Here is a 17,576-nt window from a genome sequence, read left to right as displayed (position 1 = left end):
GAACCTCGGGCCCTCAGGCCAAGCAGACCAAGTCCGCCAAGCGCCTGCCGAAGGGCCGCAGGCGCAAGGAGTCCCGGTTCGCCCGGGACGTCGACCGCGGCTCGGGACATCGCCTCACCCGGTGTCACAGGCTGGGCGGTGAGTCACACTGCCTGACGCGGACCAAGCCGTCGAAGCCACCGACGGCGAGGAGCTGCGAGCTCAGTCCTCAGGGCTGAGAAGCCGACCTGGGGGCGGCCTCGGATCCGGGCCTGCGGGCCGGAGGCACGATGGTGGCCGACAGGCAGATCTGGTCGCGGCCGAGTTCCTTGGCGCGGTAGAGGGCGAGGTCGGCCGCGGCGAGCAGTTCGATCAGGTCGTCCCCGTGCACGCTCATGATCGCGACACCGACCGAGATGGTCACGGTGATCATGTTGTCGTCGGCCGGGAGCGCCATCCGTCCCACCCGGGAGCGCAGCCGCTCGGCGACCCTGCGGGCCTCTGTCACGTCGGCCCTGGGCAGCAGGACGACGAACTCCTCACCGCCGAACCGGCCCACCACGTCGTAGTCGCGAAGCTGGCTGCGGATGGTGTCGGCCACCCCGATGAGGACCTGGTCTCCGATCAGGTGACCGTAGGTGTCGTTGACCCTCTTGAAATGGTCGATGTCGACGATCAGCAGCGCGAGCGTCTCCCCGGTGCGACGCGCCCTGACGATCTCGGTGTCGGCCTCCCGCTGCCAGGCCGCGGCGTTCAGCAGGCCGGTCTTGAGGTCGGTGCGGGCCGCGGCCTGAAGCTGGGCGTGCAGCAGGCTGCGCTGGAGCAGCACCACCGGGGGCAGCGCCAGGACCAGCAGAGCCGGATTGAGCCCGCAGGTGATGGAGATGATGACGCCGAGGCAGAGTTCGACGACGTCGAGGAGCAGGTTCTCCCGGTTCCACAGGACCTCCCGCCAGCGGCTGTCGGGATCGGCGGTGTGCGCCGCGATGGCGATCAGCGCGGTGTTGATCACCGTGAACAGGACCGCGCAGCCGACGGCCACCAGGATCGGCCCTCCGTCGCCCCTGGTCAGCGCGTTCAGGTCACCGACCGCGGCATGGAAGAGCAGGGAGGCCGCACATCCGGCCAGGCCGATCGCCGCCGAGCTGAAGACCCGCCGGTAGACGACCGTCGCGCGCACCCGTCTCTGCAGCAGGAACTGGAGCGGAATGGGCGCCAGGAGCGCGTAGAGCGGCGGGAGCAGCAGCGCGGCGGGCAGCCACCAGGCGGAGAGCAGGTCCCGGTGCACGCCGGCCGGCATGCCCAGCCTCCGGGTCGCCTCGATGCACACGGCTCCACACGCCATCAGCGCGGTGAAGGTCAGCGCATCGGACCAGCGGAAGACCCCGGATGCCAGGAAGAACACGATCGCGGCGAGATCCAGCGCTACTATCCCGCAGAGGTAGCCGACCAGCGGGCGGCGCTGTCCAAGCAGGGGCCAGCGATCGGCCAAGGGTGTCATGCCGTCGCGCGGTTTGACCGAGGTGTGGCTAGGAGCCGCCATGTCGTCCCCCTCTCCGACTAACGATGTGTAACACAATAGTTGCGGAGTGTGCGACGCGCGATGGGAACCGCTACCTTTGACGGAGTGGGCCAGCCCACCGGTTGACCTACGTTTTGGAAACCGCTCCCTCGCGAGCGGGCCGTGCGGGAAAGGAGCAAGCCATGCTGCGGGGCGTGACCTGGACCTGAATCAGGTGTCCTGGGCATCTGACACGGGCAAGACCATCGGCTGGTTATCTCGGCGTCGCCGCGCTTCCGTGGTGAGACACCGACCGCGTCCGGCCGGTGCCTCCTCACTCCGCCCGAACCAGACCCTCCTACCGTGTGAGGTCCTGCACTTCCGTCAGGCATCCTGTTCCCGCGAAGTCCGCGCTTCACCGGACGCCTGCCCCTCATCTCCCGTCCGAAATCCTCTCTGCCGATCTTCTGTTCCAAGTCTTCTGCTCGAATCCGCCCCATCCCGCCGTCCGCGTTCTTCCCCTGCGCGGATCAGCGCCCATTCCCCTGTCCGAATTCGACTCCCCGTCCACCTCGAACGATTCCTTCGCCCCTCCGGTTCCGGCCGGCCGATCGGGTTGGGAGGCCCGCGGCCCGGGCCTCCCAACGGGAGGCGGCTCAGGCCGCCACACGCTCCCGCGTCGGCCAGGGTGCCTCATCGCTCACATCTGGGTGGATCTTCACCGTGCCCGGCACGGCCCCGGCCGTCTCCTCCCCGGTGACCCCCGCGGCCGGGTCGTCGGCCCCCACCACCCCCACCCGCCTCGTCGTGCCCTTCGCCGCCTTCCTTCTCCTGGTCACGGCCTCTCCCGCCGCCGGCTCCTCCCCGGCGGAGCCGTGATCCACCGCATGCGAGGCGGCCTCTCCGCGGGTCGCACCTCCCTCGGCAGGCCCGCCCGGCGTGGCCCGCTCGTCGTCGAGCCCGGCCCGCGGCGGGGGCAGGGCGCCGGGTGCCTCCGCCTCGACGGGAACGCCGCCGCTCATCGCCCAGTCGGACGTCTCGCGATCGAGCTCGATCCGCTCCGCGCTGCCCAGGGCCGCGACCGGACCGCCGCGCTGTGGCTTGCTGAAGCTGCCGAGCCCCCAGCGCAGGTCGTGCCCGAGCGAGTTGGCCTCCACCTCGGGCATGAACCGGCGCTCACCCTCGTGGGTGAACTCGCGGATCCGCAGCCGTCCCTGAACGACGACGGGCTGGCCCAGCTGAACCGACTGGGCGACGTTGTCGGCGAGCCCGCGGAAGCAGCGGACGCCGAAGTAGGTCGTCTCACCGTTGCGCCACTGCTGGTTCTCCCGATCGAAGTAACGACTGGTCGAGGCGATCTTGAGCGAGGTGACCCGGGAGCCGTCGGGGAAGGTGTGCTGGCGTGGCGTGGCCGCGACGTTACCGGTCAACGTGACGTAGATGTCGTTCATCGTGCCTCCCATGAGCGCCGGCTGAGTGCCGGCGGCGTGAAAGACACGATGGTCCGAGCCATACCCCTCGCGAGTTGCCGAATCGCGTTCTGGGGACAACCGCCGGACACTCGACCGGGTTGTGGACAACCCTGGGAATCAGTCCCGCAGGCTCCGCATGGCCGAGTAGAACTCGTTGTAGCGGGTCAGCTCGCGCTCCACCGGCTCGATCACCATGCTCTCCGCGAGCCCGGCGACCCTGCGGCGCATCTCGCGTTCCAGCGCGTCACGCTCGTTGCCCGCGCCGAGCACGATGAAGTTACGGCTGGCCACCGCGGTGAGCAACCCGAGCCCTAGCACCGAGAGCATCATCAGCCCCACCCACGGCAGCGAGGCGGCGTCGCCGAACACCTCCAGCCCCACCGGCGGCTTCCCCGTGCCGAACACTCCGTAGACCAGGGCCGTACCGACCCAGGCGAGGCCCGCGACGAAGAGCAGGACCAGCAGGTACTGCCAGGCGAGAAGCAGCCGCCACCAGCCGGGGACCCGGTCCAGGCGCGGTGCGACCTCCGAGAGCTCCTCCGACAGCACCTGGGGCAGCTGCGCCGAGCGGGAGCGCGCGGCATCCCTGATCCCGCTCTGCCACGCCTCGTGCATGCCGGAGGTCAGGCCGTCGGCCAGGGCGTGCACGGCGGTGTCCACCTCGGCCGGCTGCGCGCTGACCGAGCCACCGGTCAGGCTGCGGATCTCGTCTCGCAGGTCGCCCAGGCGCAGGCTGTTCAACGGATCAGGGCGGAGCTTGGCCGCCCAGCGGGTGTAGGGCCAGCCGACCCACTCACCGGACCTGGCGGCGTAGACGTTCTCCATCGCCTCGCCGACGGCGGGAACTCCGGCCGCGTCGCAGAGGGCGTCGGTGAGGCCGATCCGGCGGGCGTCGTCAATGGAGGAGGGCGGCGCCGGGGTGCCGTCGGCGGGCATGACCTTCGCCAGGCGGAGCGTCAGCCGGTCGAGGTCGGCCTCCAGGCGCTGGGTGGCGGCCCTGCGCCTGGACACGGTCTCGGCGAGGACCGCCTTGAGGTCGTCCACGCCCGTACCCGTGATCGCCGAGGTGGTGACGACCACGGGGTGCTCGACCCCCTCGCGGTGGAGAAGGTCCTCCAGGTCCGCGACGCACTCGGCCAGTTCCTCCTCGTCGAGCCGGTCGGACTGGTTGAGCACGAAGACCGTCACCGCCTCGTGCCCGGCCAGGTCGGTCACGTAACGCCGGTGCGTGGAGGCGTCGGCGTACTTCTGCGGGTCGAGCACCCACACGACGAGGTCCGCGACCTGGATCAGCCGGTCGGCCTCACTGTCGGTCAGCGCCCGGATGGAGTCGTGGTCGGGCAGGTCGAGCAGGATCAGCCCGTGCAGCCGGCTCTCCCCGCGGTCCAGGGCACTGGCCCGCGCGAAGCGGTGACGCCACTGGATCTGCAGCCAGTCGAGCAGCGGGCCTGCGCCGTCCAGGCCCCAGACGCAGGCGTGGGTACGGGCGGTGGTCGGGCGGCGCACTCCCGTCGGCGACAGCTCCAGGCCGGAGATCGAGTTGAACAGCGTCGACTTGCCGCTGCCCGTGCCTCCCGCGAGCGCGACCACCGTGTGGTCGGAGGAGAGCTTGAGCCTGTCACCGGCACGCAGCAGCAGCTGCCCCGACTCGGTGAGGAGCTTGGGCTCGACCCTGCCCGGCCCCAGCTCCACGATCCGAGCCAGCGCGGCGAGCCGGCTGCCGAGACCTTGGCGTGACTGGGTGGTGCCAACACTCATCGGGCGACCTCAAGGTTGTACGTTGCCTGGTAAAGGCGGGTGGCGGCGGATTCATCCGGTATGCCGGCGCCATCGAGGGCCTGGATGTAACGCGCCGTCTCGTCGTCGAAGAGCATGCCGATCCGGGCGCGGAGATCGCTCCGGGCCTTCACCCCGATGTTGCGCAGCGACTCCGCGCCGAGCAGCGCGTGTACCAGCCGTTGCGGCAGCGCACCGGTGCCGTTCCGCGCCTCCGAGGCGCCGTAACCGAGCAGCCCGATGGTCAGGATCAGCGACAGGGACTCGACGTCGAACGAGATCACCCTGGCCACCGATCGCTTGGTCACCCCCTCGGTGCGGATCAGCTCGGTGATGTGCTCCTGCCAGGCCGCGATGGTCCGGCCGGCCCTGCGCGGGAGGTCGTCGGACGCCTGGCCGAGCTCGGCGGCCGCCAGGATCTCCTGCGCGCCCGGACGGTTCAACCAACGCGAGGCGGCCTCCTCCGCGGCCCGTTGCGCCGCCGAGACGACCACCGACTCCAACCCCGTCCGCAGCGCGGATCTCAGCGCGCTGAGCCGCTCGGGTGCCTGATGGCTCGCCTTGCCCGCGAGGCGGCCGGGCTTGCGCAACTGAAGGGTACGCATGAGATCACCGGAACCGGCGAAGTCCTGCCAGCGGGCGAGGACCTCACCTCGGAGCAGCGAACCGTCGCCGGTGCTCTCGTCGACCTCGACCAGTGCCTGGGCGTAGGCGCTCTCCACGTCGGCGCGGAGATCTCTGCGGAAGGCGACCTGGATCTCCAGCTGCTTGGCCAGGGCGGGCACCCGGGTGCGGAAGCTGTTCAGCACCCCGTCCAGGGTGGCCCGCACGGCCTGCTCACGACGCCGCTCGTCGACCGACAGCTCGGTCAGCCACAAACGCAGCTCGCTCACCTCGTGGTCGGGGAGCATGCCGTCGGTGACCTTGCCCTCGTTGACGACGAACCGGTCGACCTCGCCGAGACCGTACTCGGTGAGCATCCTGACGAAGTGCTTGGTGATCACTTCTCTGGACTTGGCCGGCACCCTGGAGAGCACGATGGCCAGCTTGGCTCCACGCTCCTTGGCCAGGCGGAGCAGCCGCCAGGCCGGGGCGTCGGCGTAGCGGGCGGCGGTGGTGACGAAGATCCACAGATCGGCCGCGTCGAGCATGCGGTGCGCGATCTCGTGGTGCTCCTCGACCACCGAGTCGATGTCGGGGGTGTCGAGCAGTGCCACACCGGGAGGTAGGCGCTCGGTGGAGACGAGCACGAGGCCGCCGGAGGCCGCCCCGGGGTCGGGCTCGCTGAGCCGCCGGAGGCTACCGAGCAGGTCGCCCTCGGCGAACCACTCGTGATCGTCGGGGTGGCAGGCCAGGACAGGCGTCCCGGTCGTCGGACGGCGCACACCGGTCGCGCTGACCTTGGCGTTGGCCAGCGTGTTGAGGAGCGTGGACTTGCCCGCGCCGGTGGAGCCCGCGACCACGACGAGGGCGGGCGCGGTGCTCGTGTGGACCCGGGGGATCACGTAGTCGTCGAGCTGGGCCAGGATCTCGCTCTGGACCCGCCTGGCCTCCTCGGCCCCGGGGATGTCCAGGCCGAAACCGAGGTCGGTGACGCCGGCGCGTACGGCGGTGAGCGCGCTGCTCAGGGCCTTGGAGACGGCCTCGGGAAGCGGCGTCTCCCGCACCCGGCCGCCCGGCGACCCCGCGTCCTCCTTGCCTCCGGCCTTCTCGTCCCCGTCGTTCCCGTCGGCCTCGCCATCGCCCTGGGCCTCCGCACCGCTCTCACCCTCCTGCGGAGCCTGCTCATCGATCTCGGCGGGCTCGGCGTCGCGCTGACCCCCGTCGCCGGCCAGGACCCGCGCTCCGGCATCGCCACCGTCTTCGGCCCCGTCCTCGGCCCCGTCGGCGTCAGGCGTCCCGGCGTCGTTCTCCGCTTCGTTTTCCGGCTCCTCGTCATCCGCGAGGAGGACGACGACCTCGTCCGGCTCCTCCTGCTTCTCCTGGGGTCTGTTCCCCCGAAGGGGCGGAGCGGCGGCCTCGGCCCGGGGGGAAGAGCCGTCGCTCGCCGTACGGGAGGGGGCCGCGGCACCTTCCCCGGGACCGTCGGTGCGGGGAGCGCTCGGGGGAACGGGGGCGCCCGGGCGGAAGAGCGCACCGGGAGCGGCCTGGGGAGCAGGTGCGCCGGGAGGAGAAGGTGTGACGGGGCCGCCGCCGGCACGGGGAGCGCTCGGGAAAGCGGGCCCCGGACGGAAGGTCGCACCGCGAGAAGCTCCCGCGACTTCCCCCTGGGAGGCGGGGGCGCCCGGTCTCGGGGGGACAGCGGGAGGAGCGGTGGCAGGGCCGCCACCGCGCGAAGCTCCGGGGGAAGGAGGGGCCCCCTGCCCCGGGTCCGCCCCCGGCGGGGCGGGAGCGCCTCCACGGGGAGCACCCGGCGAGGCTGGAGCACCACCACGAGGGGCCTTCTGAAGGGCGGGGGCACCGCCGCGGGAAGCGGCCGGCGGGGCGCCCGCACCGGGGGAGGCCGGCGCGGGACCGCCGCGAGAGGCACCCGGGGGGCGGCTGCCCGGGGCGCCGGCGGCGGGCCTGCCCACCTCCCGGGAAGTGGTGATGGCGGCGATCGTGGCCTGCGCGGCGGCCGCGGCGGCGTGGAAGGCCGCCATCGCCTCCTCCGAGGCGGGGGGTGCGGCTGGACCCGCCGCCCCGCCCGGTGCGGCCGGACCGGCTCTCCTGCCCGGAGGCGCGGCGGGACCGGCCGCACCGGCGGCGGGCTGGGCGCGAGCGCGGACGGAGGCGGCGTCATCGTCTGGGCGGATGGCGCCGAAAGTCACCGTCTGCTCGCCGGGAGATTCCTGGTCATCCGACGGGGGGCCGTCGGGTGGCTCCTGGGGGATGCCGACGAGGCGAGGGTTACGGCCACCACCCGATTGGGGGGGCCTGTTGGAAGCCGATTTCACGGTACTCGCTCCGCTCGAACCATCTCGACCTCCTGGCCGACCTTCACGACATCACCGACGATCACGATCGCAGGGGGCCGAATCTCAGCCGCGCTTACGCGCTCCGCCACAGTGGAGAGCGTGGCGTAAAGAGCGCGCTGGGTCGGAAGGGTACCGTCCTGTACCACCATTACGGGAGTTTCCGGCGAACGTCCGTTATAGAGCAATGTTTCGGCGATCACTCCGATCCGTTCGACCGCCATCATAAGCACCAGCGTGCCGCCGGATCTGGCCAGATTGGGCCAGTCGACCGTGGATCTCTCGTCGCCCGGCGGGACGTGTACGGAGACCACGTGAAATTCCTGGCTGACGCCGCGATGCGTCACGGGCACGTTGGCGGCGGCCGGCGCCGCGACCGGGCTGGTGATGCCGGGGACCACGACCACCGGGATGCCCTCGCGGGCGCAGGCGAGCAACTCCTCGCCGCCGCGGCCGAAGACGAACGGGTCGCCTCCCTTGAGCCGGACCACGAACTTGCCCTGTCTGGCGTGCTCGATCAGCAGCTCGTTGATCCTCTCCTGGGCCATGTAACGACCGTAGGGGATCTTCGCGGCGTCGATCAGCTCGACGTCCGGGGAGAGCTCGTCGAGCAGGGCCTGCGGGGCGAGCCGGTCGGCGACGACCACGTCGGCCTGGGCCAGCAACTGCCGTCCACGGACCGTGATCAGGCCGGGGTCGCCGGGGCCACCGCCGACCAGGGCGACGCCCACGGGCTTGGTGCGGTTACGCCGGGCGTCGACCGTACCGTCCCTGAGGGCTCCCACGACGGCGTCCCTGATCCCGGCGGCACGCCGGGGATCGCCTCCGGCGGTGATCGCCACACTGATCTCGTCCACCTTGCCGCTGGCGGGGGTCCAGGCCGCGGAGGCGTCCTTGTCGTCGGCGCGCACGCACCAGATCCGCTTCGCCTCGGCCTCCTCGGCCACGGCGGCGTTCACCTCGGGGTTGTCCGTGCAGGCCTGCACCAGCCAGGCCCCGTCGACGTCGCCGGCCTGGTAGCGCCTGGCCTCCCAGGTCACCCGGCCTGTCGCGATGAAATCGTCGAGGGCGTGCGTGACGCTCGTCGAGACGATGGTGACCAGTGCGCCCGCGTCGAGCAGCGCCGGCACACGCCGCTGGGCGACGCGCCCGCCGCCCACGACGAGCACCCGCCGCCCGGAGAGGCGCAAGCCGAGCAGGTAGGGCGACATGGTGACCGATCTCCCGTTCACGAGGAATTGCGAATCATGACGTGCTTAGGAGGTAAACCTACCGGCTAACGGGGCTCTCTTTGCTGCACCTGTGTTAACAGATGTCAAGAAAGGGCTGACTGTTGTCAACCGGCCGGCTTAAGACTTCCGCAGGTCAGGCTTCCTTGTCCGTCACACCGGCGGAATCGAAGGTCGCGACTTCGTGCATCACCCTGGCCGCGGCGCAGACGAGCGGGTGGGCGAGCAGGCCACCGGTGCCCTCGCCGAGCCGGAGTTCCAGCTCCACCAGGGGACGCAGGCCCAGGTGATCCAGGGCCGCGGCGTGACCGGGTTCGGCCGAGCGGTGCCCGGCCACGCAGTGGTCGACGACGTCGGGCGCCAGTGCCGCCGCCGCCAGTGCCGCCGCTCCCGCGATGACACCATCCAGGATGACCGGCACCCGCAGAGCGGCCCCGGCGAGGACGAATCCGGCGATCGCCGCGTGTTCCAGGCCGCCGACCGCGGCCAGCGTCTCCAGGGCGGACACCGGGGAGGCGGCGCCCGGCCCCCGCTCCAGACCGTTCACCCGGAGTGCCTCGCGGACCACCTCGATCTTGCGTTCCAGGGTCTCGCCGTCGATGCCGGTTCCCCTGCCGGTCACGGCCGCCGCTTCGTGTCCGGTGAACGCGCAGATCAACGCGGCCGAGGCGGTGGTGTTGGCGATGCCCATGTCCCCGGTGATCAGGCAGCGGGCGCCTCCGTCGACGAGACCGCGGGCATGGGCGATCCCGGCCTCCAGGGCCGCGACCGCCTGCTCGGGGGTCATCGCCGGTCCGCGGGACAGGTCGGCCGTACCGTACGCGATCTTACTGATCGTCAGTCCCGGCGCCGGGTCGAGGTCGGCGGCCACGCCGACGTCGACGACCGTCACCGAGGCTCCCACCTGGGCGGCGAAGGCGTTGGCCACGGCACCGCCCGCGAGGAAGTTGCCGACCATCTGCAGGGTGACCTCCTGCGGCCACGGGGTCACGCCCCTGGCGTGGACACCGTGGTCGGCGGCGAAGATCGCCAGAGCCGCGGGAACCGGGAGTGGCGGCGGGCTGACCGCCGCGGCCCCGGCCAGCCGTATCGCCACCTCCTCCAGCGCGCCGAGCGCGCCCCTGGGCTTGGTCAGGCGGTCCTGGTGGGCTCGGGCCTCGGCGACGGCCGCCGGATCGGCGGGACGGATCGCCGCGATGGTCTCCTGGAGGATGGTCATGCGCTCCAGTCTCCTCCAGAAACCAGCATTCGAAAAAACGCCGGAAACCGCATCGCCGGATCACCAGGCGATGCCGCTGAGCGCCTCCTCGTAGCGCTCGATGACCACGTCGGCCAGACCCTCGCAGTCGCCGATGACGTCGGCGCAGCGAACGTCCAGGTTGGAGTGGCCGGCGGCGTAGGCCATGGCCTGAGCCCAGACGCGGTCGAGCAGGCCGCCGGCGAAGAGCAGGTAGGGCACGACGATCACACGCTTGGCGCCGAGGCGGCGGCAGCGCTCGATGCCGCCGGGGACGCCGGGCGGGGTGAGGGAGACGAACGCCGTCTCCACGGTCATGTACTCATGGGCGTGGGTCTCCCAGAAGAGCCGGGAGACCCGGTGCACGTCGGCGTTGGACTCGGGACTGGTGGAGCCGTCGCCGACCAGGACGACGGCGGTCTCGCCGATCTCGATGTGCTCGGGTTCGTCGTCGAGCGGCCCGGCGGCGGCGGGGACCAGCCGGAGGCTGGCGACCTCGGCGGCGGCGTCGGCCAGACGCTCGGCGAGCAGCGCGAGGACGCGGGGGTCGGAGCCCAGGGGACGGCCGTAGTCGCAGGTGAGCATGGGATGTCTCTCCCGCTCGCGGGCCATCGCGGAGGGGATGTCCGTGCCGAGCCAGGTACCGCCGGTGAGGCTCATGGGCTGGGCCACCATCCGGTGATGCCCGCGCGCGACCAGCGACGCGACGGAGTCGCTGAGGCGCGGCCTGGCCTTGGCGATGTAGCCGCCGGAGACGTCCGCCGCCGTCTGGTCCAGTCGGCAGCGGAGCCGATGGATGAACCTGCCGAACTCAACGGATCCGTTGTCGTCGTGCGAGCCCTGCCCGATGAGCAGCAGCGGCGGTTTCATGGAAACAGGACTCCAATGACCTTGACCTGGGGTTACGCAGTAACGACTCGCGACAATATCCGATAATGACACCACGTGGGCAGGTAACGGATCGGTAAATTCCGCCTTTTCTTCTGCGAACGTGATGGACGGTGGAGATCGGATCGGTTCCGGCGGGCGACAGCCGTCCGCCGGCCGAGCCTGTGGATCACACGCCCTGGCACGCTAGCCGGGCATGCCGGAGACGTCCAGCACGGCCACATCCGTGTTTCGCGCCCGACGCGCCTTCCCCGCCGGGTCAGCGGACGACGACGACCTCCAGCGTGCGCGGGCCGTGCACGCCCTCCACCCGGTTCAGCTCGATGTCGCTGGTCGCGGAGGGACCGCTGATCCAGGTCAGCGGCCTGGAGGGGTCGAGCCTGCCGACCGCCTCGGGAACGCCGGCCACGATCTGCCCGGCGCGCACGACGCACAGGTGATAGTCCGGTACCAGGGTCAACGCCCGGCGCCCCTGCCCGGGGCCGGCGTCCAGCACGATCGTGCCGGTCTCCGCGATCGCCACGGCGCACCCGGTGACGACACCGTCCACCCCGTCCAGCTCGGCCGCGCTCAGCGGCGGATCATCGGTGACCGGTTCTCCGGGAACCCACTCGGATGGCAGCCCTTCGGGGACGACCAACCGGGTGGCGCTCCGGCGGGCCAGCGCCGCCGCGATCGTCGCGGCCGCCTCTCCCTCGTCCACCACGTGCACGACCGCCCGGTAGTCGGCCACCCGCTCGGCGAGCAGTTCCACCAGGCCCGTCGCGCGGGCCGGGTCCGGTGAGGTGCGGTAGGCGCGGGTTATCTCGACCTCGCCGGCCCCGGCCACCGCGGAGCGGATCCGCGACAGGATCAGCTCCCTGCTGCCCGCAGCGGTCATTGAACGCCTCCGTCCGTACGGTCCCACCAGTCACGGAATGACTCGGGAGGAATATCGGGAATGTCACGCGTGTCGGTCCAGGCCGACAGCGGGCCCGGCAGGCGTCCGGGGACGAACCTGCGCAGGCGGCCGCCGAGCCGCTGAGCACGTGCCAGCCGCGCGGGGCGGTCGAACACCCACCCGGCGGCACGCATGCCCAGGCGCTCGACGCGCGCGTGGCGGACCTTGCCGCGCAGGTGGACCAGGACCTCGGGAATGTCGATCGCGACCGGGCAGGCGTCGAAGCAGGCGCCGCAGAGGGTCGAGGCGTACGGCAGCGACGCGTCCAGCTTCGAGGCGGTGCCGCGTAGCTGCGGGGTGAGGATCGCACCGATCGGTCCCGGATAGACCGAGCCGTACGCGTGGCCTCCGGCCCGCTCGTAGACCGGGCAGACGTTCAGGCAGGCCGAGCAGCGGATGCAGCGCAGCGCCTGACGGCCGATCTCGTCCGCCAGCACGTTCGTCCGGCCGTTGTCGAGCAGTACCAGGTGGAACTCCTGTCCCTCGACCGCACCGGTCCAGGTGGAGGTGTAGGGGTTCATCCGCTCGCCGGTGGAGCTCCTGGGCAGCAGCTGGAGGAAGACCTCCAGGTCCTGCCAGCCGGGCAGCAGCTTCTCGATGCCGACCACGCTGATCAGCGTCTCGGGCAGGGTGAGGCACATCCGCCCGTTGCCCTCGGACTCCAGCACCACCAGCGTGCCGGTCTCGGCGATCATGAAGTTGGCGCCGGAGATCGCGACCCTGGTGGAAAGGAAGCGCTCGCGCAGGTGGAGCCGGGCGGCCTCGGCGAGGGCCCGGGGGTCGTCCGTCAGGTCCTCCGGCGCGGCGCGCCCCCAGTCGGCCATCCTCTCCCGGAAGATCTCGCGGATCTCCGCGCGGTTGCGGTGGATCGCCGGGACCAGGATGTGCGAGGGCCAGTCGTCGCCGAGCTGGACGATCAGCTCGGCCAGGTCGGTCTCGTAGGCGGTGATGCCCTCCAGTTCGAGTGCCTCGTTGAGGCCGATCTCCTGGGTCGCCATCGACTTGACCTTGACCACACTGGTCTCGCCGGTGGCCTTGACCAGGTCGGCGACGATCCGGTTGGCCTCCTTGGCGTCGGCCGCCCAGTGAACGTGGCCGCCCGCCGCGGTGACCGCCTCCTCCATGCGCACCAGGTAGTGCTCCAGATTGCGCAGGGTGTGGTCCTTGATCTCCTTGCCCGCCCGGCGGAGCTCGGCCCAGTCGGGCAGCTCACCGACCATGGCGGCCCGCTTGCCGCGGATCGTGTGGGTGGCCTTGCGGAGGTTGTACCTGAGCTGCGAGTCCCGCACGGCGACCGCGGCGTTCGCGGGGAAGGCCGGCATGCCGAGGAACGTGGCGCTCCCGCTCATCCGCGCACCGCCCTGTCGTCGCCGCTCTCCGTGGCGGCGAGGATCTCGGCGAGGTGCATGATCCGTACACCGGCGCGCTGGCGTGCCAGGGCACCACCGATGTGCATCAGGCAGGAGTTGTCGGCCGCGCACAGCACCTCGGCACCGGTGGTCACGACATTGTGCACCTTGTCCGCGCACATGGCGGCGGAGATCGCCGGGTTCTTCAGCGCGAAGGTGCCGCCGAAGCCGCAGCACTCGTCCGCTCCGCGGAGCGGGACCAGCTCCAGGCCCCTGACCTGCTCGAGCAGGCGGGTGGGCCGGTCCTGCAGGCGGAGGCCGCGCAGCGAGTGGCAGGTCGGGTGGTAGGTCACCCGGTGCGGGAAGTAGGCGCCGACGTCGGTGACGCCGAGGACGTCGACGAGGAACTCCGAGAGCTCGTAGACCTTCGGCACCGTCTCGGCCACCTCCGCGGCGAACGGGCCGGGCGGGGGCCTCTCCCCCGCGGGGGCTCCGGCGGGGGTGCGGGCCAGACGCGGATACTGCTCGCGGACCATCGCGGCGCACGACCCGGACGGCGCGACGACCGCGTCGTACTCGGCGAAGACGTCCACGAAGTGCCGCGCGAGCCGCCTGCCCTCCTCGGGGTACCCCGTGTTGACGTGCATCTGGCCACAGCAGGTCTGCGCCCGCGGGAACTCGACGTCACATCCGAGGCGGCGCAGCAGCGTGACGACCGCCCGCCCGGTGCCGGGAAAGAGCGTGTCGTTCACGCAGGTGATGAACAGGGCGACGCGCACGGTACTCCTTACGCTTTATGGTCAGACCATAGTATGGTCTGACCATATTCCCTCACAAGAGGAGGCCCCCTTGGGCGGTTGGCAACCGGTCCGGCGCACCCGGGCGTTCGAGGACGTGATCGCCCAGATCGAGCGGCGCATCGCGGACGACGGGCTCACGGTCGGCGACCGCCTGCCCGGCGAGCGGCAACTGGCCGAGCAACTGCGGGTGAGCCGGTCGTCCGTACGCGAGGCGATGCGGGTTCTGGAGACGCTGGGCGTGGTGTCGTCGCAGGTCGGGCGGGGACCGGACGCGGGGGCCTGCCTCATCTCCAGACCCGCGGACGCCCTGAGCGACCTGCTCAGACTCCATCTCGGGCTGTCGAACCTGTCGCTGGCGGAGGTCGTCGACGCCCGGCTGATGATCGAACAGTGGTCCGCCGCGCATGCCGCGGCACAGGGGGCGGACCTGTCGGCCATGACCGCCGCGCTGGAGAGGATGGACGCCTCGACGACCGCGGAGGAGTTCGTCGAGCACGACACGGCCTTCCACGTGGCCATCGCCGAGGCGTCGGGCAACAGGCTGACCACCGCCATGATGCTCTCGCTGCGTGACTCGCTCCGCCGCTACGCGGTCGGCGCGGTCGAGCGTCTGGGCGACACGTCAGGGCTGATGGCCGATCATCATCGGATCCACCGGGCCATCGTCGCCGGGGACGCGGCGGGGGCCGCCGCCGCCGTCGAGGCCCACCTGCTGCGGGCCTACCCCGGCATCTCACGGTCCCCACGGGCCGAGGAAGAGGGGCCGGACGGGCAGCACGGGCGGCTTGACCGAGTCGGCTGACCTGCAGGTGGCGCCCGAGCAGGAGACCAGTGCGTCGAGCTGCTGGTTGAACCGGGCGATCACAGAGAGCGGGGTCTCGGCCGCGATGTTGCGGAGTTGGTAGGGATCCGCGACGAGGTCGTAGAGCTGGTACTCGCCGGTCGAGTAGCGGACGAAGGTGTGCCAGGCGGTCCGCATGCCCTGGTAGGCCGGGACCGGGGTCTGGCGGGCCGAGCCCGGATCCGTCGGGCGGTTGAACTCCAGCAGCACGTTCTGGCGCCACGAGGGCGGCGTGCGGCCCCGCAGGAGCGGCAGCAGGGAGCGGCCCTCGACGAAGTCGGGGAGCGTGACACCGGCCAGCTGGGCGAACGTCGGGGCCAGGTCGACCGTGGAGGCCATGTCGCCGACGACGTGGCCCGCCGGTACACCGGGGCCGCGGACCAGGAGCGGCACCTTGATGGACTCGTCGAAGGGGGTGGTCTTGCCCTGGGCGAGCCGGTGCTGGCCCTGGTGGAACCCGTTATCGGAGGCGAAAAAGATATACGTTCCATCCAGCTTGCCGGAGACCCTGAGGGACTCGATCAGGGCGCCCACCATGTCGTCCACGCCGAGCATGGCCCGGAGCCGGTCGCGGTAGTGCCGGTCGATCTTCTGGACCTTCCTGGCGTCGAACTGCGGGAGCGACCTGAGCCAGAGCGGCTCGGCGCTGACATCCGGCTGGTTGAAGGACGGGGTGCGCGGAGCCACCGCCCCGGCGAAGGCGGCCTCGTGCCGGGGGGCGTAGTTGGCGGGATTGTGCGGGGCGATCGGGGCGAGGTAGAGGAAGAACGGGTCGTCGCCCGGCTGGGAGACGAACGCCCCCGCCTTCGCACTGAGCACGTCGGCCAGGTAGTCCTCCGGCGCGAAGCCGTAGGCCCGCAACGCGCCGTTCTCGTTGAGCGTGTAGCCGTACTCCTCGTAGAGCCTGCGCACCGGCACGTCCCACTCGTCCCAGCCGGGTGGCACGTAGGTGGCGGCGGTGGCGCCGCCGGGGTAGTGGTTGAGGTACTTGCCCATCAGGCCGGTGCGGTAGCCGGCCGACTTCATCCAGGTCCCGAGCGTGGAACGTTCCAGACCGGTCGTGTGGTACTTGGTGAAACCGCCCTCGGGGGCGGTGTTGGTCAGCACTCCGTGGCTGTGCACGTACTGGGAGCGCATGATCGACGCGCGTGACGGGCAGCACCAGGAGTTCGGCACGAAGAACCTGTCAAAGCTGGTGCCGCTCCTGGCAAGGAGGTTTGAGATGTTGGGAAATTTCTGGAGATCCCCCGCATCCAGGTCGTCAACGAGGACCAGCACGATGTTGGGCCGCTCCGCCGCGTGCGCCACGGCCGGGATCGCTCCCGTGACGGCGAGGGCAAGCAGGAAGATCAGGGAGAGGAGCTTGCGAGCTGCATAGAGCACAGATGGACGCTTCCCGGGAGACCGAATTTCGACACCTCACACTCGACCGACCAATGTAGAACGTGTTCTAATTGCGGAGCGTGTCCGGCCTTACGTTGCGAGGAGACCCGGTGAGTACCGATCTGAAACTCGGCCTGAACCTCGGCTACTGGCAGCGCGACGCCGACGACGCCACCGAACTCGTCCAGGCCGCGGAACGGCTGGGGTACGAGTCCGTCTGGACCGCGGAAGCCTACGGTAGCGACGCCTTCACCCCGCTGGCCTGGTACGGCGCGCGGACGTCCCGCATCAAACTGGGCACATCGGTGGTGCAGATCTCCGCCAGGACCCCGGCGGCGACCGCGATGACCGCGATGACCCTCGATCACCTCACCGGCGGGCGGCTGCTGCTCGGCATCGGCGCGTCCGGCCCCCAGGTGGTCGAGGGCTGGTACGGCCGGCCGTTCCCCAAGCCGCTGGCCCGCACCCGCGAGTACGTCGAGATCATGCGCAAGGTCTGGCGCCGTGAGGAGCCGGTGACCAGCGACGGCGAGCACTATCCCCTGCCCTACCCTGGCGGCGCGAACCTCGGCAAGCCGCTGAAGCTGATCACCCACCCGCTCCGCGGTGAGATCCCCCTCTATCTCGGCGCGGAGGGCCCGAAGAACGTCGCGCTCGCCGCCGAGATCGCCGACGGCTGGCTGCCGCTCTTCGTGTTCCCCGAGAAGATCGAGCGGATGTACGGCCCCTCGCTCGCCGGCGCCGGGCCTGACTTCGACATCGCCGCCATGGTCATGACACTGATCACCGACGATGTCAGGGCGGCGCTGGACGGGGTGAAGATGATGCTGACCCTCTACATCGGCGGCATGGGCGCCAAGAGCCGCAACTTCCACGCCGACATCATCGGCAGGATGGGCTACGCCGAGGCCGCCGAGGAGATCCAGGCGCTCTACCTGGCCGGACGCAGGGACGAGGCGTTCAACGCGATCCCCGACGAACTGGCCGACGGCATCTCCCTGGTCGGCCCGGTGGGCCGCATCCGCGAACGCCTGGAGCTGTGGCGCAAGAGCCCGGTGAGCAACCTCCTGGTGATGGGCCCCCGCGACGAGGCCTCCCTGCGGACGATCAGGGACCTGGTCCTGGGCTGACGTACTGGGCCGGGTCCGCCCCGCCCCCGCGGGAGTGACGGACGCGCCGGATCCGGCGGGTGCCCCGCCGCCCCCTCCCGGACGACGGGGCGAAAGA

13 protein-coding genes are annotated in these 17,576 nt (G+C 71.1%); 2 read left to right on the top strand and 11 right to left on the bottom strand.

All coding sequences use genetic code 11. From position 1 onward, the window contains the following. Positions 1 to 208: 208 nt before the first annotated feature. The 10 genes from AB0K21_RS32820 to AB0K21_RS32775 form a co-directional block, all read right to left on the bottom strand. Positions 209 to 1,522 carry a GGDEF domain-containing protein gene (locus AB0K21_RS32820; RefSeq protein WP_364155521.1) on the bottom strand — a complete coding sequence of 438 codons (1,314 nt, stop codon included), beginning with the start codon at positions 1,520 to 1,522 and terminating at the stop codon, positions 209 to 211. Between the two features lie 614 nt (positions 1,523 to 2,136). After that, a complete protein-coding gene (gene ssb / locus AB0K21_RS32815) occupies positions 2,137 to 2,931 on the bottom strand; it encodes a single-stranded DNA-binding protein (RefSeq protein WP_343983551.1) in 795 nt (264 codons plus the stop codon). Between the two features lie 138 nt (positions 2,932 to 3,069). Beyond that, complete coding sequence (locus tag AB0K21_RS32810) at positions 3,070 to 4,710, bottom strand: GTP-binding protein (RefSeq protein WP_364155519.1); 1,641 nt, start codon at positions 4,708 to 4,710, stop codon at positions 3,070 to 3,072. Then, positions 4,707 to 7,370: a GTPase gene (locus AB0K21_RS32805; RefSeq protein ID WP_364155517.1), complete on the bottom strand. Its 2,664-nt coding sequence runs from the start codon at positions 7,368 to 7,370 to the stop codon at positions 4,707 to 4,709. Before AB0K21_RS32805 ends, AB0K21_RS32810 begins: the two co-directional genes overlap by 4 nt. Before the next feature lie 290 nt (positions 7,371 to 7,660). Next, on the bottom strand, positions 7,661 to 8,893 hold the full coding sequence (gene cobA / locus AB0K21_RS32800; RefSeq protein WP_343966931.1) for a uroporphyrinogen-III C-methyltransferase: 1,233 nt from the start codon (positions 8,891 to 8,893) through the stop codon (positions 7,661 to 7,663). 154 nt (positions 8,894 to 9,047) lie between these two features. Continuing rightward, positions 9,048 to 10,130 (bottom strand): nicotinate-nucleotide--dimethylbenzimidazole phosphoribosyltransferase, encoded by a 1,083-nt coding sequence (gene cobT, locus AB0K21_RS32795; protein ID WP_343966767.1) that lies wholly within the window; start codon positions 10,128 to 10,130, stop codon positions 9,048 to 9,050. A gap of 60 nt (positions 10,131 to 10,190) precedes the next feature. Continuing rightward, positions 10,191 to 11,018 (bottom strand): sirohydrochlorin chelatase, encoded by an 828-nt coding sequence (locus AB0K21_RS32790; protein WP_343966769.1) that lies wholly within the window; start codon positions 11,016 to 11,018, stop codon positions 10,191 to 10,193. Between the two features lie 277 nt (positions 11,019 to 11,295). Then, the gene (locus AB0K21_RS32785) at positions 11,296 to 11,916 is read right to left on the bottom strand and encodes an LUD domain-containing protein (protein ID WP_343966771.1); all 621 of its coding nucleotides are present in this window, start codon (positions 11,914 to 11,916) and stop codon (positions 11,296 to 11,298) included. Beyond that, a complete protein-coding gene (locus AB0K21_RS32780; RefSeq protein ID WP_343966774.1) occupies positions 11,913 to 13,325 on the bottom strand; it encodes a lactate utilization protein B in 1,413 nt (470 codons plus the stop codon). The genes AB0K21_RS32785 and AB0K21_RS32780 overlap by 4 nt, the downstream gene beginning before the upstream one ends. Continuing rightward, positions 13,322 to 14,104 carry a (Fe-S)-binding protein gene (locus AB0K21_RS32775; protein ID WP_343966776.1) on the bottom strand — a complete coding sequence of 261 codons (783 nt, stop codon included), beginning with the start codon at positions 14,102 to 14,104 and terminating at the stop codon, positions 13,322 to 13,324. The genes AB0K21_RS32780 and AB0K21_RS32775 overlap by 4 nt, the downstream gene beginning before the upstream one ends. 70 nt (positions 14,105 to 14,174) lie before the next feature. Between AB0K21_RS32775 and AB0K21_RS32770 the strand changes: the two genes are divergently transcribed. Then, entirely contained in the window at positions 14,175 to 14,927 is a 753-nt protein-coding gene (locus AB0K21_RS32770) for an FCD domain-containing protein (protein ID WP_343966778.1), read from the top strand. Here the strand turns inward: AB0K21_RS32770 and AB0K21_RS32765 are convergent. Then, positions 14,859 to 16,349: a sulfatase gene (locus AB0K21_RS32765; protein WP_343966780.1), complete on the bottom strand. Its 1,491-nt coding sequence runs from the start codon at positions 16,347 to 16,349 to the stop codon at positions 14,859 to 14,861. The genes AB0K21_RS32770 and AB0K21_RS32765 overlap by 69 nt on opposite strands. Before the next feature lie 110 nt (positions 16,350 to 16,459). On the opposite strand from AB0K21_RS32765, the gene AB0K21_RS32760 reads away from it, so the two are divergent. After that, positions 16,460 to 17,479 (top strand): LLM class F420-dependent oxidoreductase, encoded by a 1,020-nt coding sequence (locus tag AB0K21_RS32760; RefSeq protein WP_343966782.1) that lies wholly within the window; start codon positions 16,460 to 16,462, stop codon positions 17,477 to 17,479. Positions 17,480 to 17,576 lie beyond the last annotated feature (97 nt).

The organism is Streptosporangium sp. NPDC049248 (assembly GCF_040678965.1).
Lineage (GTDB): Bacteria > Actinomycetota > Actinomycetes > Streptosporangiales > Streptosporangiaceae > Streptosporangium > Streptosporangium fukuiense.
The sequence above is the reverse complement of the archived record's forward strand: the minus strand, read 5'-3'. Positions and strand labels throughout refer to the sequence as shown.